The following is a 20,908-nucleotide window of genomic DNA, read 5'->3' on the forward strand; positions in this document are numbered from 1 at the left end:
GTTTTTGTTGAATTATTATCAATTCTTATTTGATAATACTTTCATGACATTTCTATGAAAAAGGGTGAATTATGCAGCTTGAAGACCTCAGAGTCGTGCTGAACGTTGCGGAGTTTCGTAGCATCACTGCGGCGGCTAGACATCTTGATATGCAAATAGCGACGGCCAGCGCGGCGGTGAAGCGAATTGAAGCGGCGTTAGGGGTGGAATTGTTTGTTCGTACAACACGGCATTTACGATTATCGAGTGCTGGAGAGCGTTATTTGCCGCAATGTGCTGAAGCGTTATCGTTACTTGAGCAAGCCAAACAAACCATCCACAATGATCTGGATGTGATTAACGGTGAAATTCGAATTGCCGTATCGTCGGACTTAGGTCGAAATCTTGCGATTCCTTGGATTGACGATTTTATGATGCAGCATCCGCAAGTGACACTGAGGGCTCATATCAGCGACAGTAATATCGATTTCTATCGGGATGCTTTGGACATGGCGCTGCGTTATGGGCCGCCCTCAGACTCAAATTTGTATGGCTTCAAAATTTGCAATGTGCCGAGGTTATTGGTCGCCAGCCCCGAATACATTAATCAGCATGCGTTGCCATCACAGCCAAAGGATCTATTAAGCCACCAGGGATTGTTCTACCAGCTGCAAGACATTCTAAATGACACATGGCGCTTTTCTGATGATGAGCGCAGTTACAAGGTAAAGCCTAAAGCCATCTGTGCCGCCAACGATGGCGACTTAGTGAGGCGCTGGTGTGTTGCTGGCAAAGGGGTTGCGATCAAGTCGTCACTCGACATCGCTCACGACTTACTCTCGGGGCGCCTTGTTCCTCTGATGCAGGGTTATAAAGTCCCCGAAGGTGAACTTTGGCTGGTCTGTTCCAGTCGCCAATCCATCACGCCAACCGTGCGTTTATTGCGGGATCTCTTTAGAGAGCGCACGAAAGCGTTGCTGACGGAATTAGTGCAAAAAGGCTTTATTGACAGCAGCGTATTGGAGGAAGCGAAAGGCAAATAGGTCTTTTAAAGCGACGTTTTAGCGTGATTGACGAGCAGCCCTAACTCTTCCAGCAGCCAATCACGAAAAACCGTGGCGGACTTAGAGAGCGGCTTGCCTTCAGGAAAAGCCAGAAAGTAGTTGTCTTCTGTGGGTAAGCGAACCTTGAGAGGAGAACGTAATGTTTCTTTAAGGTCTTGTTCGGTAAAGAAATCCGGGTAAGCGAGCATTACGCCAAGCCCTGATTTTACCATCTGTGTGGCGGCCACTAGAGTGTCGACTTTATGGCATACCACCTTACTGACATCCATGTCGATGCCAACTGTTTCAAACCATTGTGACCAAGTGTGGCTGCTTCCCATGACTTCAATAAGGGGCAATGAGAGAAGGTCATTGGGCGAGTGGATTAATTTAGCCAGCTGAGGCGAACAAAACGCCTGTACTTCCGCCTTCAGCAGAGGTTCTAGGCTCAGTCCTGGCCAGCGCCCATTGCCATTCATGATGGATAAATCATAGTTACTTTCAGAAAAGTCACGTTCCCAGTTCGAGTGAATCAGTTGTAAGCGAATGCCCGGATAGCGTGTGCAAAATTTATAAATATGATGGGTTAACCAGAGCGACGAAAACGCGTAATTCACATTGAGTACTAAGCGGCCTTTGCCAATAGGAGAAAAAATATCCGCGGTCTTACGCTGCAAATTATTAAGCACCCCTTGCACGACAGGGAGATAGGCCAATCCACTGTTAGTAAGAGTGACCTTTCTGTGTTTACGAATGAATAAAGGATCACCTAAATGATGCTCTAATAGCTTAATTTGCTGGCTAACGGCAGATTGAGTCATGTTGAGTTCACGAGCCGCCGCACTAAAATTAAGCAGACGAGCTGCCACTTCAAAGGTTTTGACCCAGTTCATAGGAGGAAGGTCTGTTTTCATATTAATCCATCATAATTACTTATCAACTTTGTAAAAATATGTTGTTTGAATAAAATATACAATAGATCCATCATGGCCTGATGATTTTAGTCGATGTATTTCGTGTACTCAGGAGCGTGCCATGACCGCCAGTGTTAGTCAGCCAATCCCCTCTCTTTTGCAACAGAAAATTGTCTCAGTTCAACAAGCTGAACACAGTTTAACGCTTGAGTGGGAAACCGGAGAAAGTGCTCAATATCACTATTTGTGGCTCAGGGATAACTGCGATTCTGCGTTTCATCCGGAGACACAAGAACGGGATTTTGATCTGCTCAGCGTGACGGAGGACATTCACCCGTTGCGTATTCAGGTGAATGACACGAGTCTTGATATAGTGTGGTCAGAAGGAGGGCACAAGAGTACTTTTTTGCTGTCTTGGCTCTATGAACACAATTATTCTCGTCCCACTCGTGCGCGTCATACGAGTAGCTATCAAAGCTGGGATTCGTCATTTGCTCAGCGTATCCCGCGAGCGAATTATGCCTCGGTAATAAGTGATGATGCTGCCTTGTACCAATGGATGGTCGAGCTGGATAAGTTGGGTTTGACCATAGTGGAAGGCATGCCGGACACGGCAGAATCGATGGCAGCATTGGCGACTCGAGTGGACTATTTACGCCAGACAAATTTTGGTACGACCTTTGATGTGGTGTCTGTTGCGTCGCCAATTAATTTGGCTTACACCTCCATTTCACTGCCGCTGCACACGGATTTGCCCAATCAAGAAACGCCTCCGGGATATCAGTTTCTGCATTGCCTTGCGAATGAATGCGAAGGGGGAGAGTCAAGGTTTGTGGATGGGCTACGAGTAGCAGAGGCGTTGCGCGAACAATGCCCAGATCACTTCAAACTATTATCAGAACAAGTGATTCCTTTTCGATACCACGATCAAGAACACGATATTCGTCAGCACCATAGCGTTATCAATGTTGACGACTTCGGTAATATTATCGAAGTGAAATACAATGCGCACATCGCCACTGTGTTTGATTTGCCGGCCGAGGTAATGCATGACTATTACCTTGCTTACCGCAGTTTTATGGCGCGGTTACGGGATGCGCGTTTTGAAATAGAATTGAAGCTGCAAGCCGGTCAAATGGTGGTGTTTGATAACCGCCGAGTGTTACATGGGCGCAACAAGTTTGCCGACACCAGTGGCCGCCGTCATTTACATGGTTGCTATGTTGATCGTTCTGAGTTCAAAAGCCGCTTACGAGTACTTGCCCAAAAACACGGCTAGTTTTCTGATGATGGCGGCAGATAAAGCGCTTATCGCGGAAAATGACAACAAATAAAAGGCAAGGCCAACATACTTTATGTTGGCCTTTTTTTAGGCAATAAAAGGGCCGTGCCTTTATTTGGCGAATAGCTGCCCCATGTCTTTAAACGCTTTAAATTCTAGGGCGTTACCGCATGGGTCTAGGAAAAACATGGTGGCTTGCTCTCCGACTTGCCCTTTAAAACGAATGTAGGGTTCGATAATAAAATGTGTGCCCTGAGCTTGTAATCGTTTAGCCAGGTCTTCCCATTGCTCCCATGTTAATACCACACCAAAGTGAGGAACCGGCACATCGTGACCGTCGACAGAGTTCGTGCTAGCGCTTTCTTGTGTCGGTGTTTTAGGGTGATGATGGATCACTAATTGATGACCAAAGAAATTAAAATCGACCCATTCTTTGGCGGAGCGACCTTCTTCTAATCCGAATACATCGCGGTAAAAAGCACGCGCTAGAGGAACGTCATAAACAGGAATAGCGAGGTGGAAAGGCTGTAGACTCATGGTTTTCTCTCACAATTATTGACTGGTATTAATGATTGTAAGTTCTGCAATAGAACAATAATATCAATGAATATTTGACTGAAATACAAATTTAAATGATGAGTTAAGCCGCGAATGATCAAAGAACTGAAAACCTTAATCGCCGTCGCAAGTGAAGGCACCTTTGCAGCGGCAGGCGCTAAAATTGGCCTAACTCAAGCGGCTGTAAGCGCGCAAATGCAGCGTCTTGAGCACATGTTAGGTATGCAGATTTTTGATCGAGTGGGGCGTACAGCGTACCTCAACCAAGCTGGGTTGCATGTATTAGAGCAAGCCAAAGATATTGTTGACCGTTGTCACAGCCTTGGCACCACGCCGATATTCAAAGAAGGCATGAAGCTGATTAACATCGGGGCCATTACCTCAATACAGCGAAGTGTTTTGCCAACGGCATTGGCGGACTTTCACCAAGAATATTCCAGTTGTCGAACAAGAATATTTCCAGGGGTGTCCATGGCGTTATTGGACAGAGTCGATTCCGGCGAATTGGATCTTGCTGTGATGATACGCCCCACCTTTGATATTCACCCAGATGTCATTTGGGAGCCGCTGATTGAAGAGCCTTTTGTGCTGATTGCTCCTAAGCATTTCGCGGTTGTGGATTGGCAAAGCGGATTATCAGAGCACCCATTTATACGTTACGACCGCTCTTCTTTTGGTGGCCGTCAAGTTGACAAACTATTGCAGCAATTGCCATTTTCCGTGAATGAAAAGTGCGAAGTGGACGAGATTGATGCGATTGTTAAGCTGGTGGAACTGGGCGTTGGGGTCGCGATTGTGCCACAAACGGATGCTCATCCTAATTGGCCTGCTTCTATTGATGCCCTCACGCTAGGTTCGCATTATTTAAAGCGTGAAATTGGTTTAGTCTATAAACAAATGGCCAGTGTGGATCCAGCAATAAAAAGCCTAATTCAGGCGATTACCACAGCAATGACATGGCGATAACCGCCGTCTAGATGGTTAATTTATAACGCTCAATAAATGGCTTTTAATAAAGAACCAACAATAAAAACGGCGACATTAGGTCGCCGTTTTTCTTTTTTAGTGGGAGCCCATTAAGGCTCTTAACTGGGTTTAGGCGCTTGCCACCCAGAAGGCAACAGGGGTCGCGATGGCCATGGTCAGCAGGGTACGTATGTACCAAATAACCAGTATTTGTCGGATTGAAATAGGGATTTGAGTCGACAAAATACAAGGGATAGACGCCGAGAAAAAGAGAATCGATGAGATGGAAATTACGCCGATAACGAACTTGGTCACGAACACACTTTTGGCCGCGATCAATGCCGGCAGGAACATTTCAGCTAGACCTGTTGCCGAGGCTTTGGCAACCAGCATTGGGTCTGGTAAATGCAACACCCATGCAAATGGGTAGAAAAGATAACCAACCCAATCGAAAATCGGTGTGTATTTGGCTAACAACAAGCCAAGTAACCCCACCGACATAATGGAAGGCAAAATACTCATTGCCATTAACATGCCGTCTTTGGTGTTTTGGATGATGCTTTTAGTGAGTGGTTCCGCTTGAGAGGCAACGGATAAGCCCTCTTTTAGTGCATGTTGAATGCGAGAGCCTTCTATTTCATCTACGTCTGCAACGGTTTTTTCATTGTCCATACTGCGTAATGGTGGCAAGCGAACGGTAATTGCAGTCACGATAAAGGTGATGAGTAGGGTGCTCCAGAAAAATAGATTCCATACTTCCATCAAGCCTAACGTTTTCGCAACGATAACCATAAAGGTAGCAGACACGGTAGAGAACCCTGTCGCAATAATCGCAGCTTCTTTGGCGGAATATTGCCCTGATTTATACACCTTGTTGGTAATCAATAAACCAACGGAATAGCTACCGACAAAGGAGGCAACCGCGTCAATGGCGGATTTACCTGGGGTTTTAAAAATGGGCTTCATAATCGGCTGTAGAAGGATGCCTGCTAATTCTAAAAGTCCGTAACTGATTAAAAACGCTAAGAAAATAGCACCAAGCGGCACAATTAACCCAACTGGTACAACCAGTTTTGAGAATAAGAAGGGCAGCATGTCTTTTTCAAATAAGAAAGCGGGGCCGACAGAAAAGAAAGCCATTAACGCAGTTATTACGCCAAGGACTTTGAATACGGACAGCACTTTATTAGTGGTGCTGGTGTGCCATGTCCCTTTCCAAAAAGGGTAGATGCCCCCTGCGATAATCACGATCAATGCGTAGATTTGGATTCCATAAGAGAAATCGGAACGCAGCCAAGAGACGATGTGGTCCAGTGGTATAGTACTTTTACCGTTTAGAGTAATCGGTATAAAAAAGAACAGGAAACCAATGGCGCTAAATAAGATGAGCTTTGCAGCAGCAAGCCCTTTGTTTGTCGTTTGAGTGTTGCTTGAGTTCATGGGGGTCGTCCCTTTTGGTTTTAGTTGCTATCGTAAAGGCAAGAATTACGCCAATATGTATATACAACCTATATTTCTGTTTGTTTTTATTGTTAAACCAACAAGTGATAACAAGAGAGTTAGTGTTTTTAGAGGCAATAGTCTCTATTAACCGCTCTTTTTCACTTGCGGGAATAATTTACCATCAAAAATATATCATTAATACATGTATAGACAATCAGTGTTTTTTAATGGCGTTTCAAATGGATCGTTAAGGAGAAGGTATGGCTGAGTTTTTGGTGTTAGGCGCAGGGATGGTGGGTGTTAGTAGTGCGCTCGCGCTACAGGCGGCGGGCCATACCGTGACACTTGTGGACCGTATGGAGGTTGGCTGTGAAACCAGTTATGGCAATGCTGGCATCATTCAAGCTGAAGCGGCAGAGCCCTATGCATTGCCTAGAAACCCGATGGCGTTGTTTCAATACGTGTTTGAAATGAACAATGATGTGACTTGGCGATTAGATGGGTTAATGCAAATGGCGCCAGCGCTTTTGTCTTATTTCCGACATTCTTCTATGGCGAAGCATCGTGAAATTTCCCATTTTTATTCCCAGCTTACTTCGCGATCGACAAAGGATCATGCTGGTTGGATTCGTGATTCTGGTGCTGAAGCGCTTATTCAGCGTAATGGTTTCGCTATGCTATACCGAACGGCAGAGGCGTTTGAGCAAGCCGCTCAAAAGGCGACCTTTTTGGAACGTGAATACGGCGTAACATCGCGGATTATCGACGGAAAACGCTATCGTGCAGAAGAGCCTGAGTTACGCGGTGACCCAGTGGGCGTGGTGGATTTTGAACAAAACTGGAGTTGCCGATCGCCGGGTGATTTGACGAAAGCGTACGCGGCCTTATTTGTGTCTCGCGGTGGGCGCTTTGTTTTTGGTGAAGCGGACAGTTTGCTGCAAACCGCAACCGGCTGGCAAGTCATGACCCAAGAAGGGGCCTTGCATGCTGAACATGCGGTGGTTGCGTTAGGTCCTTGGTCGCCAGAGTTGCTCAAGCGCTTTGGTTATCGAATTCCGATGATTTACAAACGTGGTTACCATGGGCATTTTACGACGCCAACCTCACTTATTCGGCCTTTGATGGACGTAGAAAATGGCGTATTAGCGTGTTCGATGGCATCTGGTTTGAGAGTCACAACTGGGGTGTCGCTGGTGCCAATGAATGCGCCGCCTGAGATTAGCCAATTAAATCGTGGTGCTAAGGCGTTAAGCGAAATCCTCCCTTTGGGTGAGAAAATTGTTGAGCCGCAATGGTTAGGGACTCGTCCTTGTATGCCAAAGATGCTACCTCTGGTGGGGGCGGCGCCGAACCATAAAGGCTTGTGGTTTCATTTTGGTCATGGGCATCAAGGTTTTACACTGGGACCAACAACCGCAGAGTTGTTAGTAAAGTCGATCTCGGGTGAGACAGGCGCCTTATTAAGCGCGTTAGATCCAAAGCATCAGCTAGCGCATTAATCTGCGGGTTTTAAAAGCGCGCTAGTGAGGATAAAAAAACGTGACCTGAGGCCACGTTTTTTATGCGCCCAATAAATGGGGCGCGAAGGGCGGTGTTACAGCGCTTAGTGTTTCAGAAAACCGCGTTCTTGTAAGAAAGCTAACATGTGCTCGCGTTTCTTTTTCTGTACCGCTGCGGCGGTTTGTTCTGACCAATTGCTGGTTTTTTGGTTGTCACCACGACTTTGGTAATAGCCTTCCATTTGAGCGTCGTAGGCTTTGACATCCGCTTCGCAACGAGACGCGTCGTAGCGATCAGTATGCAAAACAACGTCGACAGGTAAACGCGGCTTAACGTCTGGCTCGGCATCAGGGTAACCAAGACAAATGCCAAACACAGGATAGACTTGTTCCGGTAGGGAAAGGAGTTCAGACACTTGGGCTGGGTCGTTGCGAATGCCGCCGATAAATACAGCGCCAAGACCAACAGATTCCGCCGCTAACATGAGGTTCTGAGCCATGAGCGCCGCATCGACGGTAGCGGTTAGGAAGTGCTCAGCATACCCCTCTAGTTTACCAAGACCTTGTTCTACACAGGCGTATTCGACTCGGCTAAGGTCGGCGCAAATTACCAGAAATTCAGGGGCGGCTTCTACCCAATTCTGACCGCCAGCCAAGGTGGCAATCTTCTTACGGTTTTCTGTGTTTGTTACCTGAACCAATGAATAGGCTTGAATAAAGCTAGACGAGGCAGCACCTTGAGCGCTGTTTATTAGCTGGTGTAAAAGTGTTGGTTCTATGTCTTTGTCTAGGTACTTACGGATGGAGCGGTGCGCCAGTTGTGCTTCAATAATAGGGTTCATAATCAAACTACTCGATGAATAATAATCATCGATACTAATCAGACGTTTCGTAGAATGAAAGCGTGCCACTGCACTTTCGCATTTTGCTGCACAAAGAGAACAAGATGGGGAGTTTCGCTTATCAAGCTTGTCTGCGTGCGGGGCATTGGGTATTGTCTTGAGCTTTTCATTATCCCGTGAAAAGCCCACTTATCTTTTTGAAAGGACGTCATTATGTCGAGCAAAGTGTATTGTATTGCGCAGTTTTTACCAAAAGCAGGCCAGGAAAAGGCCGTGTTCAAGCTATTGCAGGGGCTTGAAGCGAATACGCTACGTGAAGACGGCTGTATCCAATATCGCGTCACGCGCCAAATCGCCTGCCCTATGGCCACAGGCACTAGCTTTCCTATTGTTTTCAATGAAGTTTGGCAAGATATGAAGTCATTCGAAGCGCATAACCAGCGTAGCGAATTGGTGGCGTTTTTTGAAAGCCAATGCAAATCGAGCGATGGCTTAATTGAAGATTGGAATGTGTGCGTGTACTCAGATGAACCTGAAGACTTTGATGCGCCAAAATTAGGCTGATCTTGTGACCGCCTAAACAGGCTCGACAAGGTTAACCTTGTCGAGCCGCCAGTGTTTAGAAGCGGTATTCAGCACCCACGCTGGCTTGGTTAAAGTCCGTATTGGTGTGAGTGCTAGAGCTGTCGGTTGCGCTCTTCGCATCTAGATCAACGTCATACCAAGTGTATTGTGCGTTGAGCAAAAAGTTATCCGTCACCTTGAAGCCAACCCCGGCGCCTGCAAAGACTCCAGTGTCGTCAGAACTGTCGCTATAAGAAGCAACGGAATAATCGGTTGAGTACCAAAGTTGTCCGGCTTTTGCGAACAGCTCGACGCGATTACCGACAGGAATGGTGCCTTTAATCGCCGCAGTATAGCCGTCTGTTTTGGCGCTGGTCACATCATTACCATAGTGTCCAAAGTCGATGTAACTCCCTTCTAAAGCAATGTATTGGTTGATTCGATAGCCAATCACACCTTGCTTGATATCATGATCACTGTCTTGGTCAAAATCATCATCACCATCGAGTTTTAAATAACCATAGTTACCACCAACATAAAATCCGTGCGTGTTGGTTGGCCCTTCATTTGCTGCTGCAATTGTGCTGAAAGAAACTAATGCGACCGTTGTCGCGAGTGCGGGAATTAAGTTCTTCATGTGCTTACTCCTCAGTTACTTTTTAAAAAATGATACAAGCAAATTAGCGCTGTACTCAGGTAAGTAACAAGGTGCGTGCCAGTCTGACAGGAGCCCGCCTTTCTTCACTTTTACTGCTCTTTTTATGAGAAAAAACTGACAAACTTGTCACATCCCTCGCAGAAAAAGGGCTTTTCCGATAAGGCTAAGCGGTAAGGCTCAAGGTAAAAAGCGTTTGTTAGTCAGGCTGATTTTTTATATTTCTGTAGTTTTTTTATACAGTCTGAAAAAATTACCGCTGCTGACTCTGTGAGTTTATGTGGAACTCATCAGGGTCAGTGTTGGTTTATTTTAGACAGGTTAACTTGATCGCTGCGTTCTATGCCTTCGGTGATGGTGCGGCACAATAGGAGAAATTCTCGAATGCTTGGGGTCTGGAATTTTTTCTTATGCCAAAGAAAGTAGAAATAACGTTTTAGATCCAATTCAGGGGTTTCAATGGGGACTAAGCTGCCACGGCGAAAGGCATCTTTTAACGCAAGGCGGGAAATGCAACCAATGCCCAAGCCAGATTCCACCGCGCGCTTAATGGCTTCGGTGTGTTCAAGCTCTAAGCGAATGTTAAGTTGAGCATGATAGTGATGAAAGGCATGGTCAAAGGTTTCGCGTGTTCCTGAGCCACTTTCTCGGAGAATCCAAGGGGTTTTAATGAGCGTTTCCATACTGATGTTGCCGGCGTTGGCTAACGGATTATCAGGTGCGCAGAAAACAACCAGCTCATCGGCCATCCACTTTTCGACTTCTATGTCTGGGTGGTGGCATGCGCCTTCGATCAAGCCGATGTCTAATTCATAGTTGCTGATTTGTTGAATGATCGCGCTGGTGTTGTGTACTTCGAGCTTTATTTGGCTATCTGGGTGTAGGTGTAGAAACTCAGCGACCAAGAGCGTGGCCAGATAATTGCCTATGGTTAACGTGGCGCCAATTTTCATTAGACCGTAGCCTTGGTGGCCTTTGAGGGTGTTGTTAATGTCTTCGGCTCGATCCAACAACTCGACCGCTAAAGGCAGAATTTGGCGTCCCATTTCGTTGATTTTGAGCGATTTTCCGGCGCGATCAAATAACTGTGCGTTGTACTGGCGCTCCAGTTCACCCAATGCTGTGCTGGTTGCGGATTGCGATAAAAATAGGGTGTTGGCAGCACGGGAAACACTGCCGGTACGTGACACAGCAACAAAAATCTCAAGTTGTCTCAGGGTAAACTTCATAGGCTATATATCTATTTTATAGATGGATAATATCTAAACAATCAACTTAACAAATACTATAGTCGTTTATAAAATAGACAGCAACGAAAACGCTGAAGTCTCGACTGTTTAGTCTTCTTAGTCCTTCAGACGACCATTTTTATAGATTTATAGCAGGATAATCATGAGTGGATTTGCAACCGAACAAGTATTGAGTGTTCATCATTGGGATGACAATCTTTTTAGTTTTAAAGTGACGCGAGACCCAAGTTTGCGCTTTGATAATGGCCAATTTGTGATGATTGGCCTAGAAACAGACTCTCGTCCTTTGATACGCGCTTACAGCATTGCCAGTCCTAATTACAGTGAGCATTTGGAATTCTTTAGTATCAAGGTCGCCGATGGCCCTTTAACGTCACGCTTGCAGCATTTAAAAGCAGGCGATGATATTTTAGTCAGCCGCAAACCAACAGGCACGTTAGTGACCCGTGATCTGCACCCAGGTAAGCACTTGTATTTGTTATCCACAGGCACTGGTTTGGCGCCATTTTTGAGCTTGATACAGGACTTTGAAGCCTACGATGAATACGAAAAAATCATTTTGGTTCATGGTGTGCGTCACGTTAGCGAATTAGCTTATGCGGACTTTATTGAAAACGAGTTGCCAAATAACGAGTACTTTGGCGATTTGGTGAGAGAGAAACTGATCTATTACCCAACGGTGACGCGAGAGCCGTTTCGTAATCAAGGGCGTTTAACGGACCTAATCGCCAGTGGCAAATTATTTGATGATATCGGCTTGCCGCCATTAAGCCCAGAGCATGATCGTGTGATGATTTGTGGCAGCCCGCATATGCTAAAAGACACGGCGGCCTTGTTGGATCAGCGAGGCTTTAATGAATCACCTAAGATCGGTGTTCCTGGCGATTATGTGATTGAAAGAGCCTTTGTCGAGAAATAAGGTTTTTACTTCCCCATTTTTTCATCCTTTGTGCTCTAGTGCACAAAGGATTTTTTGTGTCATTATTTTCGTGTGCATTGTCGATATGGCCTGGTTCTGGTAGCAAGGCTATTGTGAGCCTCAAAAAAGGCCCCATCTAGACAGATACGACTGATGAATCAGCTAAATTTTGTAGGCCATTGGGCTGCAAAGACTTTTTTACCTGGTTTGCAAAAAGACACTTAGGAGATTCTATGAGTACTGAGACAAGTTACACCCCACCAAAAGTTTGGCAATGGGAGTCTGAAAATGGTGGTAAATTTGCTAGCACTAACCGACCGACTGCAGGGGCGACACATGAAAAAGTATTGCCGGTAGGTGAGCACTCACTTCAACTGCATTCTTTAGCAACACCGAATGGCCAAAAAGTGACTATCATGCTCGAAGAGCTATTGGCTATGGGAATCGACGCCGCCGAATACGACGCCTATTTGATTAACATTGGTGAAGGCGATCAGTTTGGCTCCGGTTTTGTAGAGATCAATCCGAATTCAAAAATCCCTGCTCTGATGGATCACAGTACAACACCGCCAACTCGTGTGTTTGAATCTGGCTCTATTTTGCAATATTTGGCTGAAAAGTTTGATGCGCTTGTGCCGAGTGACTTTAAAGCTAAGACAGAATGTCGCAATTGGTTGTTTTGGCAAATGGGTTCTGCTCCATATTTAGGTGGCGGTTTTGGTCATTTCTATGCCTACGCACCGTCTAAAATGCAGTATCCAATTGATCGTTTTTCAATGGAAGTAAAGCGTGAACTAGACGTACTTGATCAGCACTTAGCAAACAATGAATTCTTTGCAGGTGAAGAATACTCGATTGCAGACATCGCGATTTGGCCTTGGTACGGTAATTTGGTACTGGGTAACTTGTACGATGCCGCTGAGTTTTTGGACGTAGCAAGCTACAAAAACGTGATGCGTTGGGCAAAACAGATTGAAGCACGCCCAGCGGTTCAGCGCGGTCGCATCGTAAACAAAGGGTTTGGTGACGGAGCCAAACTGCTGGAGCGTCATGACGCTTCCGATTTTGATGGTTTACTCGACTAATTAGACTGGGTTAAATCGTTATTGGTTAAGTAAAGGGCTAACTTGGTTAGCCCTTTTTTATGGCTTTGAAAAGCGTTAAAAGCTGAGTTTTCCTACAATAAACTGCAAAAACGCGTCGATTCTAGAGGCAAGTGCTGTGTGCTTGTAATACACAGCTTGAATCAATTCTCGTGGATTTGGTGTATGGATGGCGTCTGGCAGTAAGGTAACTAGGCGGCCAGACTGAAGATCATTGGCAATCATAAAATGAGACAGCAGGGCAATGCCATTGCCCTCTAAGCACAGCTGGCGAATGGTCTCTCCGCTGTTGGCTTTGATGCTAACCGCCAGATTGACGGGAGGGGTATTGGGTAGCTTGTTTAAGTTCGCACTATCAGAGAAGCCAATAATATCGTGCTGGCTTAGCTCATCCAGTGTGCTGGGGGTGCCTGAGCGCAAGAGATAATCAGGCGCAGCCACTAAATGCAAAGGGCTGCGTCCAAGCAGTGACGCGTGCAGCCCTGAATCACTTAAGCCGCCGATTCGAATGGCTAGGTCGGTGCGCTTTTCGATCAAATCAATAATGTTGTCATTTGATACCAGCTCTAATTCGATGTCTGGATAGGCGATTCGAAACGGCTTGATCAAAGGAACAAGCTGATGAAGAACAAAGGGGCTGGCAGCGTCGATTCGTAAACGGCCACTAGGGCGTATTTTTTGTTCGGTGAGGGCGAATTCCGCGCCCATTATTTGCTTCATTGCCTCACGAATCGAGCGAATAAATTGCTCGCCTTCTTGTGTCACTGTGACCTTTCGAGTGGTGCGAGTAAATAAACTGCAGGCGTGCTCTTGCTCCAGGCGCGAGATAGCGCGGGAAACCTTGGCGACTTGTATGTCGAGTGCATTGGCTGCGGCAGAAAACCCCCCATGATCCGCGACGGCAAGGAGTATTTCTAAGTCTTCTGTTTTTGAGCGTATACCATTCATCTTGCCTCACTCGTATATTGTTGCCGTTTATGAAAAGGTGATTTGTTATTAATGCTGTTTTTGTAAATATTAACAGGCTTCATAATCCACTCCAACAAAACTTGAATCTCATTTTTAATAGGAGTGCATTATTATGCCGCTTGCTCTTTGGGCACTGGCGCTCAGCGCCTTTGCAATTGGTACGACTGAATTTGTTATTGTCGGCCTGATCCCGACCATTGCAAACGATTTGTCAGTGAGCCTGCCTAGTGCCGGTTTATTGGTTAGTTTATACGCGCTAGGTGTGGCCGTTGGTGCGCCTGTATTAACGGCGTTAACTGGTAAGTTAAACCGAAAATGGCTGCTGATTGGTTTAATGAGCTTGTTTATTCTCGGTAATATGCTGGCGTGGATTGCACCTAGCTATGAGGCCTTGATTACCGCCAGAATATTAACCGGCTTAGCCCATGGTGTGTTCTTTTCTATTGGTTCGACGATAGCGACTCGCTTGGTGTCGAAAGAAAAAGAAGCCAGTGCGATTGCTTTGATGTTTACCGGCTTAACGGTTGCCTTGGTGACAGGGGTGCCTTTAGGAACTTGGATCGGTCAACACTTTGGGTGGCGTGCGACCTTTTTAGTGGTGTCTGCACTTGGTTTGGTTGCCATGATTGGCAGCGCGATCTTAGTACCTAATAACTTGCCTCAATCTGCCAGTGCGAGTTTGGTGAAACAGTTGTCTGTATTGGCGAAACCGCGTTTGTTATTGGTCTATGCAATGACCGCGATAGGCTACGGCGGCACCTTTGTTGCCTTTACTTTTTTAGCGTCCATTCTTGAATCTGTGAGCGGCTTTCCCTCTTCTGCAATTGGTTTAATCATGCTGGTGTATGGCGTGTCGGTGGCGGTTGGTAATATTTACGGCGGCAGAATGGCGGATCGCATGGGACCTGTGTCGGCTTTGTCTTACCTTTTTGTAGCATTAGCGGCGGTACTTTTCTTATTTTACTTTACGGCGCCTTACCCATGGTTGGCGTTAGCAACTGTATTGATTTGGGGCGCCTTTGCCTTTGGTAATGTGCCAGGACTACAAGTCTATGTGGTGCAGATTGCTGAGCGAGAAGCGCCACATGCGGTAGACGTAGCCTCTGGACTGAATATTGCGGCGTTTAATGTTGGGATTGCGCTTGGTGCGCTTATTGGTGGCCACATAGTGGATAAATTCCAACTAATAGACACCGCATGGGTTGGCGGCGTTATTGTGCTGGTGGCGTTTGTTTTAACGCGTTTTAGTGGTTACTTGGATAACCGCTCCGTGGTGGAACGAGCCGCTGCTTAACGCCTATTAGGTGTACTAAAAGAAAAGGGAGCGATGATGATCGCTCCCTTTTTTGTTGATAAGCGTTTCGTCTTATTTCTTCGGTCTATTTTGCCGTTCCGTGTTGTTTGGCTTTTGGTCGATCATTTGCGCTGATGATCGACCGTGATAACTGCTATAAAGATGACAAAAGTCACAGGCGACTCTTCTTTGATGTAGTAGGCTGTCATTTCCTATAAAAATAGCAATTGATTCATCGAGTTATCCCTTTCTGGTATAGAGTTAATGAATGCTCCTCTGAATACGATTGAATAAAACACAACGAGAACGTCAGCATGGAACTCGAGCGTACCCTAATATCGGCTTTTCCCATTGTCCTTCTAATCTGGATGATGACCAAGAAGCGTGCCCTGCCATCCCATATCGCTCTGCCTATAACCGCCTTATTGGTGGGTTTGATCCAACTTTTCTATTTTCAATCCGCAGGGCGTGTAATGGGCGCCAATGTGATTTCTGGTGTGCTGTCTGTGCTCACGCCGATTTCTATTATTGCAGGGGCCATCTTGTTAAATCGAGTGTTGGCCATATCGGGTGCCGAAAAGGTGATTGGGCGTTGGCTGGATTCGATCAGCACGAACGCGGTTGCGCAGTTGATGATTATTGGTTGGGCTTTTGCGTTTATGCTGGAAGGGGCGTCGGGCTTTGGCACGCCAGCGGCGATTGCCGCTCCCATGTTGGTTGGTTTGGGGTTTGCACCGTTACATGTGGCCATTTTTGCTTTGATTATGAACTCGGTGCCTGTGTCTTTTGGAGCAGTGGGGACGCCTATTTGGTTTGGTCTTGAGGCCTTAAATCTGAGTCCTGAGCAATTATTAAGCGTGTCTAGCCAGACCGCTTTAATCAATTTGTTTGCCGCTTTAGTGGTGCCTATTCTGGCGCTGAAGTTTGTAGTTAATTGGCATCTTATTCGTCGCAATATCGTCTTTATTTTATTGAGTATCTTGTCTTGTACCTTGCCCTATTATGTCTTGGCTAATTGGAATTATGAGTTTCCTTCGTTGATTGGGGGTGCTATTGGTTTGATGCTGAGCATTGTGTTTGCCAAAGCAGATATAGGGTTAAACGCTGCGGAGCACGATTTGCCAAAAGGTGTGCGGGTGCCTTTTCGTGAGGTGTTCACGGCGGTGTTGCCACTGGTGTTGTTGATTGTGATCTTGATCGTTACACGCATCAGTCAGCTGGGCATCAAAGGGCTGCTAACGAATCCCCAAGCTTGGCTGGGCATGGATGTTGGCGCCAGCCATCTAGGGGTCAGTCAATCCTTGGTCATTTCATTTGAAAACATCTTATCGACTTCGGTAAGCTGGTCGTATAAGACGCTTTATGTGCCCGCATTGATTCCGTTTATGCTGGTGGTTTTGGTGTCGATTCCCTTGCTAAAGATGACCGGTCGACAAGTTAAAGAAGCCTTTTCTGAGACCGGTCGCAGGGTGCGACTTCCATTTGTCTCTTTGGCGGGCGCTCTAGTGATGGTGAATCTTATGATGTTGGGCGGTGAAAAATCACCTATCTTCTTGATTGCTAATGCTTTTGCAAACGCAACAGGGAGCAGCTGGTCGTTGTTCGCGGCTTTGCTGGGGGCGTTAGGCAGCTTCTTCTCAGGCTCTGCTACCGTGTCTAATCTGACCTTTGGCGGCATTCAACAAAGCATCGCCGAGCAAGTGGGCTTATCGACAACCTTAATATTGGCACTGCAATCCGCTGGTGCGGCCATGGGAAACATGGTTTGTATTAATAATATTATTGCCGTTTCTACTATTCTTGGCATTAGTAACAAAGAAGGTTTTATCATTAAAAAGACCATTATTCCAATGATGGCTTACGCAGTGATCGCCGCGTTGGTAGGCATTGTTCTCGCCAGTGGCGGGATTTAATCGTCAGGCCAACAAGGGGAAAATACCTATGTTGGCCTGATTGATTTTAATGTGATTATTTAAAAACCTTCTAGATCAATTTCTTACGAATATTCACCACGAGAATTTCCGCTAGAATAACCACCACAAAAATGGCCAGTAGCGACACAGACACCCGCTGCCATTGGAACAGGTTCATCGAGTCATTTAAGACAACCCCAATGCCGCCAGCGCCCACCAAGCCCAGCACTGCTGACTCGCGGACATTAATGTCCCAACGGAACAAAATGATGCTGAAAAAGGCAGGTAAGACTTGAGGCCAGTAGCCTTTGATTAATATCGAGGTTGGCGACGCACCGGTTGCCCGAATCGCCTCAACGGCGCCCATGTCCACTTCTTCCAGTGCTTCTGCGAGCAACTTACCGACAAACCCAACAGAGCGAAAGGCGATCGCGAGCACCCCAGCGATTACCCCAGGTCCAAAGATAGAAACAAACAGTAAAGCCCAAACCAGAGAGTTGACGGAGCGCGAAGACACTAAGAAAAAGCGAGCGATCCAATGCCCCCAAGCAGAATGGGTAATGTTGCTGGCGTTCATGAGCGCCAGAGGAATGGCGATGATCAAGGTGAGCAAGGTACCTATGGTGGCAATGTTTAGCGTTTCTACGATCGCATCATGGACGGAGAGTGGGTAATAGCTCCATTCCATTGGCCACATACGGCCAAACATATCCGCCATTTGTTCAGGCGCATCAAAGAAGAATTCAGGAATCACTTCGACGGTTTGCATGGATTGAACCAAGGCAACAACTAACACAAGATAGACACTGTAGCGTGCTAGTTTTTGCTTTAGCGTGAAGCGTTGCCAGTGGTGATTAATGGTCGTTTGCATAATAGACTCCTTCACACCTAGCTAAAAATTCGGCGCACAATGTTAGACAAAAACTCACCGACCATAATGATGGCAATGATGGTGATTAAAATGGCGGACACAAAGTCATAATCAAAGCGTTGGAAGGCGGAGAATAAAGTGCCCCCTAAGCCGCCCGCACCGACAATGCCAACCATGGTGGAGTTACGTAAATTGGAGTCCAATTGATAGGTCGCAAAACCAATAAAGCGTGCAAATACTTGTGGCATAACGGCAAATAAAATAACGCTAGCGAACCCTGCTCCTGTCGCACGCACGGCCTCGACTTGCTTCAAAGAAATTTCTTCAATGGCTTCGGCAAACAGTTTTGCAATAAAGCCGATGGACGCCACCACCAGTGTGAGAATCCCTGCGAGCGCTCCGAATCCCACACTTTTCACAAATAAGATTGCGATGATCACAGGGTGAAAAGTACGGCATAGGGCGATCAGGCCGCGCATGGGAATGCTGATCCAGTTGGGCATCAAGTTACGTGCCGAAAAGAGGCCAAAAAACAGCGACAGAATGATCCCTGTGATGCTCGCAATAATGGCGATTTCAAGGCTTTCTGCTAAGCCGCTAAGAAGCAGTTCCCAGCGTGAAAAATTAGGCGGAAACATGCGATCCAATAAGGCATTGGCGTGCCCTAACCCTTCTACGATCCGTGTCCACTCTAAGCCCATCGCATTAAAGGAATAGACCAGATAGGCGGCAATTAAAAACCAACCAAGACGGACTAAGTTATTGCCTTTAAAAGGGTTTTCGTGATTGCCTTGCGAATTTATACGAGCCATGACTCACCCCCATAAATTTGTTTTAGGTGATCATCTGTGATGCCTTCAGGTGGACCGTCGTAGACCACAACGCCGTTGCTCATGCCAATCATGCGTTTGGCATAACGGCGCGCCAAATTCACATCGTGAATGTTCACCAAGGCAGGCATGTTTTTTTCAAGCGCAAAACGCTCCAGTAGCTCCATGATTTCGACGGCGGTTTTCGGGTCTAACGAAGACGTAGGCTCATCGGCTAACAGTACGCGTGGGTTTTGCATAACCGCTCGGGCGATGCCGACGCGCTGTCTCTGGCCACCTGATAAACTGTCAGCGCGCTTTTTGGCGTGTTCGGCCAAGCCAACAGCCTCTAATAGTTCAAAAGCGGTATTAATGTCTTCTTGAGAGAAGTTACGGCGCCATGCGTTCCAAGCTGACATGTAGCCTAAGCGGCCCGTTAACACGTTTTCGATCACGGTTAAACGTTCGACCAGATTGTACTCTTGGAACACCATGCCGATTTTACGACGCAGCATACGAAGTTGTTTACCGCGCGCTTGGGATAAGTCTTCTTGCTCTAACAGAATGTGCCCTTTGGTTGGGTCAATCAAACGATTAATGCAGCGTAATAATGTGCTTTTCCCTGTGCCAGAAGGGCCTATGATGGCGATGATGCCTTGTTCTTTAATGTCTATATCAATGCCTTTTAAAATGGCATTTCCTGCCACATATTCTTTTTGTAAACCTCGAATAGAAAGAAGAGTGTGAGGCTCTGCGCTACCAGCTGTTGTATGCATAATCATTTCCTACGGGCGAAGAGGGCTATGCGACGCGATCTAGGTCATCGCATAGCCCATTCTTTAAAAATAATGAAAAGTAGTAAAAGAGTGCTTTATGGACGCGAACGTCCATAAAAATGATTAACCTTTTTCTTTGGCTAATTCAGCAGCGCGTTTTTTCGCGGCTTTTGCGGCTTCTTTTTCCGCCAGCTTTTGTAGGCCCGTTTTGGTGTAAGCGGTTCCTGTTGCGTGGGCGATGTCACGAATTACTTTCCAATCTTCTTTGTAGGTGATTGGGAAGAATCGGTCGGCGCCACCAAAAGTGCTTTGCATGTCTTTTGAAAAGCGGAAGGTGAAAAACGCGTCTTTGATTTTTTCGACAAGCTCAGGGTTTAGATCGTGAGCGTAACCAAAGGCAGACGTTGGGAAACGCGGACTGGTGTAAATAACACGGAAGTCTTTTTCTTGAATACGCCCCGCATCGATCATGCGATGGTAAACGTCAGACGCCACAGGCGCGGCATCATAGTCACCAGATAATACGCCCATAATAGATTGGTCGTGTTTACCTGAGTATTTCACTTGGTAGTCTTTATCAGGTGTGATGTTGAGGTTTGGAAACAAAGCACGAGGGGCTAGGTTACCAGAGTTAGACGACGCCGATGTATGAGCAACGACTTTGCCTTTTAGATCCGCAACGGTTTTGATGTCGCTGTTTGCTTTGGTAATGATGATCAGGTTATAGCCTTGGAAAGACTCTGCTGTGCCTTTGACGGCAATTGGTACATAGCCACCTAGGTTGACGGCGTAGCCAGTTGGGCCTGTTGAAAAACCAGCAATGTGCAAGCGACCAGAGCGCATGGCTTCTACTTCAGCGGCATTAGAATGCACTGTGTAGTAGATGACTTTTTTGCCTGTTTTTTCCGTTAGGTATTCTTGGAACTCATGAAAAGCGTCTTTATAAACGGCGGGGTCTTCCACTGGGGTATAGGTAAAGACCAGCGTGCTAGGGTCGCGCCATTGGCTTGGGTCTTTTGGCGTATCAGCGACCAGATCCATATTCTCATCACAGAATTTTTCATCCAGTACACCGCGATTGCTGCATTCTGCGGCGTGGGTCGTGGCAGCAGCAAACAGCAAAGAGCCGGAGACTAATAGTCCAGTCAGTATATTTTTAGACATGTTTCTTTCCTCAACACATATTTTTATTATTATCACCGGTCGGGAGGTTCCGTAGTCGGGGATGCGTGAGCCCACACCTTGTGTGATGGCTTCTT

Annotated in this window: 20 protein-coding genes; 9 read left to right on the forward strand and 11 right to left on the reverse strand. The window is 46.5% G+C overall.

What is annotated here, in order from left to right:
* Positions 1-71: 71 nt before the first annotated feature.
* On the forward strand, positions 72-1,022 hold the full coding sequence (locus tag ACIGBN_RS00495; protein ID WP_396663032.1) for a LysR family transcriptional regulator: 951 nt from the start codon (positions 72-74) through the stop codon (positions 1,020-1,022).
* Positions 1,023-1,027: 5 nt separating this feature from the next.
* Here the strand turns inward: ACIGBN_RS00495 and ACIGBN_RS00500 are convergent, their stop codons facing one another.
* Positions 1,028-1,936, reverse strand: a complete 909-nt coding sequence (locus ACIGBN_RS00500) for a LysR substrate-binding domain-containing protein (protein ID WP_396663034.1) — start codon at positions 1,934-1,936, stop codon at positions 1,028-1,030.
* A gap of 121 nt (positions 1,937-2,057) precedes the next feature.
* On the opposite strand from ACIGBN_RS00500, the gene ACIGBN_RS00505 reads away from it, so the two are divergent.
* Positions 2,058-3,215 carry a TauD/TfdA family dioxygenase gene (locus tag ACIGBN_RS00505; protein WP_396663036.1) on the forward strand — a complete coding sequence of 386 codons (1,158 nt, stop codon included), beginning with the start codon at positions 2,058-2,060 and terminating at the stop codon, positions 3,213-3,215.
* A gap of 114 nt (positions 3,216-3,329) precedes the next feature.
* Here ACIGBN_RS00505 and ACIGBN_RS00510 read toward each other — a convergent pair whose 3' ends face one another.
* Positions 3,330-3,755 (reverse strand): VOC family protein, encoded by a 426-nt coding sequence (locus ACIGBN_RS00510; RefSeq protein WP_133001983.1) that lies wholly within the window; start codon positions 3,753-3,755, stop codon positions 3,330-3,332.
* A gap of 114 nt (positions 3,756-3,869) precedes the next feature.
* On the opposite strand from ACIGBN_RS00510, the gene ACIGBN_RS00515 reads away from it, so the two are divergent.
* Positions 3,870-4,742, forward strand: a complete 873-nt coding sequence (locus tag ACIGBN_RS00515) for a LysR substrate-binding domain-containing protein (protein WP_133001982.1) — start codon at positions 3,870-3,872, stop codon at positions 4,740-4,742.
* Positions 4,743-4,871: 129 nt separating this feature from the next.
* Here the strand turns inward: ACIGBN_RS00515 and ACIGBN_RS00520 are convergent, their stop codons facing one another.
* The gene (locus ACIGBN_RS00520) at positions 4,872-6,182 is read right to left on the reverse strand and encodes a YjiH family protein (protein WP_396663039.1); all 1,311 of its coding nucleotides are present in this window, start codon (positions 6,180-6,182) and stop codon (positions 4,872-4,874) included.
* Positions 6,183-6,445: 263 nt separating this feature from the next.
* Between ACIGBN_RS00520 and ACIGBN_RS00525 the strand changes: the two genes are divergently transcribed.
* Positions 6,446-7,684 carry an NAD(P)/FAD-dependent oxidoreductase gene (locus ACIGBN_RS00525; protein ID WP_396663041.1) on the forward strand — a complete coding sequence of 413 codons (1,239 nt, stop codon included), beginning with the start codon at positions 6,446-6,448 and terminating at the stop codon, positions 7,682-7,684.
* A 104-nt stretch (positions 7,685-7,788) separates the two neighbouring features.
* Here ACIGBN_RS00525 and nfsA read toward each other — a convergent pair whose 3' ends face one another.
* Entirely contained in the window at positions 7,789-8,526 is a 738-nt protein-coding gene (nfsA, locus tag ACIGBN_RS00530) for an oxygen-insensitive NADPH nitroreductase (RefSeq protein ID WP_396663043.1), read from the reverse strand.
* Between the two features lie 213 nt (positions 8,527-8,739).
* Between nfsA and ACIGBN_RS00535 the strand changes: the two genes are divergently transcribed.
* Complete coding sequence (locus tag ACIGBN_RS00535) at positions 8,740-9,090, forward strand: putative quinol monooxygenase (protein WP_396663045.1); 351 nt, start codon at positions 8,740-8,742, stop codon at positions 9,088-9,090.
* 55 nt (positions 9,091-9,145) lie between these two features.
* Here the strand turns inward: ACIGBN_RS00535 and ACIGBN_RS00540 are convergent, their stop codons facing one another.
* Both ACIGBN_RS00540 and ACIGBN_RS00545 read right to left on the reverse strand, forming a co-directional pair.
* Positions 9,146-9,727 carry a porin family protein gene (locus ACIGBN_RS00540; protein WP_133001977.1) on the reverse strand — a complete coding sequence of 194 codons (582 nt, stop codon included), beginning with the start codon at positions 9,725-9,727 and terminating at the stop codon, positions 9,146-9,148.
* A 314-nt stretch (positions 9,728-10,041) separates the two neighbouring features.
* Positions 10,042-10,974 carry a LysR family transcriptional regulator gene (locus ACIGBN_RS00545; RefSeq protein WP_396663047.1) on the reverse strand — a complete coding sequence of 311 codons (933 nt, stop codon included), beginning with the start codon at positions 10,972-10,974 and terminating at the stop codon, positions 10,042-10,044.
* Positions 10,975-11,137: 163 nt separating this feature from the next.
* Between ACIGBN_RS00545 and ACIGBN_RS00550 the strand changes: the two genes are divergently transcribed.
* Both ACIGBN_RS00550 and yghU read left to right on the forward strand, forming a co-directional pair.
* On the forward strand, positions 11,138-11,914 hold the full coding sequence (locus ACIGBN_RS00550) for a ferredoxin--NADP reductase (RefSeq protein WP_341566252.1): 777 nt from the start codon (positions 11,138-11,140) through the stop codon (positions 11,912-11,914).
* Between the two features lie 233 nt (positions 11,915-12,147).
* Positions 12,148-12,999 (forward strand): glutathione-dependent disulfide-bond oxidoreductase, encoded by an 852-nt coding sequence (gene yghU / locus ACIGBN_RS00555; RefSeq protein WP_396663049.1) that lies wholly within the window; start codon positions 12,148-12,150, stop codon positions 12,997-12,999.
* A gap of 75 nt (positions 13,000-13,074) precedes the next feature.
* Here yghU and ACIGBN_RS00560 read toward each other — a convergent pair whose 3' ends face one another.
* Positions 13,075-13,965: a LysR family transcriptional regulator gene (locus tag ACIGBN_RS00560; protein WP_396663051.1), complete on the reverse strand. Its 891-nt coding sequence runs from the start codon at positions 13,963-13,965 to the stop codon at positions 13,075-13,077.
* 133 nt (positions 13,966-14,098) lie between these two features.
* On the opposite strand from ACIGBN_RS00560, the gene ACIGBN_RS00565 reads away from it, so the two are divergent.
* Positions 14,099-15,280, forward strand: coding sequence for an MFS transporter (locus ACIGBN_RS00565; protein WP_396663053.1), 1,182 nt, complete (start codon positions 14,099-14,101; stop codon positions 15,278-15,280).
* Positions 15,281-15,594: 314 nt separating this feature from the next.
* Complete coding sequence (locus ACIGBN_RS00570) at positions 15,595-17,193, forward strand: L-lactate permease (protein ID WP_396663055.1); 1,599 nt, start codon at positions 15,595-15,597, stop codon at positions 17,191-17,193.
* Positions 17,194-17,263: 70 nt separating this feature from the next.
* Here ACIGBN_RS00570 and phnE (ACIGBN_RS00575) read toward each other — a convergent pair whose 3' ends face one another.
* From phnE (ACIGBN_RS00575) to phnD, 4 genes are all read right to left on the reverse strand, one after another.
* Positions 17,264-18,064, reverse strand: coding sequence for a phosphonate ABC transporter, permease protein PhnE (phnE, locus tag ACIGBN_RS00575; RefSeq protein WP_396663057.1), 801 nt, complete (start codon positions 18,062-18,064; stop codon positions 17,264-17,266).
* 17 nt (positions 18,065-18,081) lie between these two features.
* On the reverse strand, positions 18,082-18,876 hold the full coding sequence (gene phnE, locus ACIGBN_RS00580; RefSeq protein ID WP_396663059.1) for a phosphonate ABC transporter, permease protein PhnE: 795 nt from the start codon (positions 18,874-18,876) through the stop codon (positions 18,082-18,084).
* Positions 18,864-19,649 carry a phosphonate ABC transporter ATP-binding protein gene (gene phnC, locus ACIGBN_RS00585; RefSeq protein ID WP_133001968.1) on the reverse strand — a complete coding sequence of 262 codons (786 nt, stop codon included), beginning with the start codon at positions 19,647-19,649 and terminating at the stop codon, positions 18,864-18,866. The genes phnE (ACIGBN_RS00580) and phnC overlap by 13 nt, the downstream gene beginning before the upstream one ends.
* Positions 19,650-19,772: 123 nt before the next feature.
* Positions 19,773-20,813 carry a phosphate/phosphite/phosphonate ABC transporter substrate-binding protein gene (phnD, locus tag ACIGBN_RS00590; protein WP_133001967.1) on the reverse strand — a complete coding sequence of 347 codons (1,041 nt, stop codon included), beginning with the start codon at positions 20,811-20,813 and terminating at the stop codon, positions 19,773-19,775.
* Positions 20,814-20,908 lie beyond the last annotated feature (95 nt).

Source organism: Marinomonas sp. NPDC078689 (assembly GCF_044542435.1).
Classification (GTDB): domain Bacteria; phylum Pseudomonadota; class Gammaproteobacteria; order Pseudomonadales; family Marinomonadaceae; genus Marinomonas; species Marinomonas arenicola.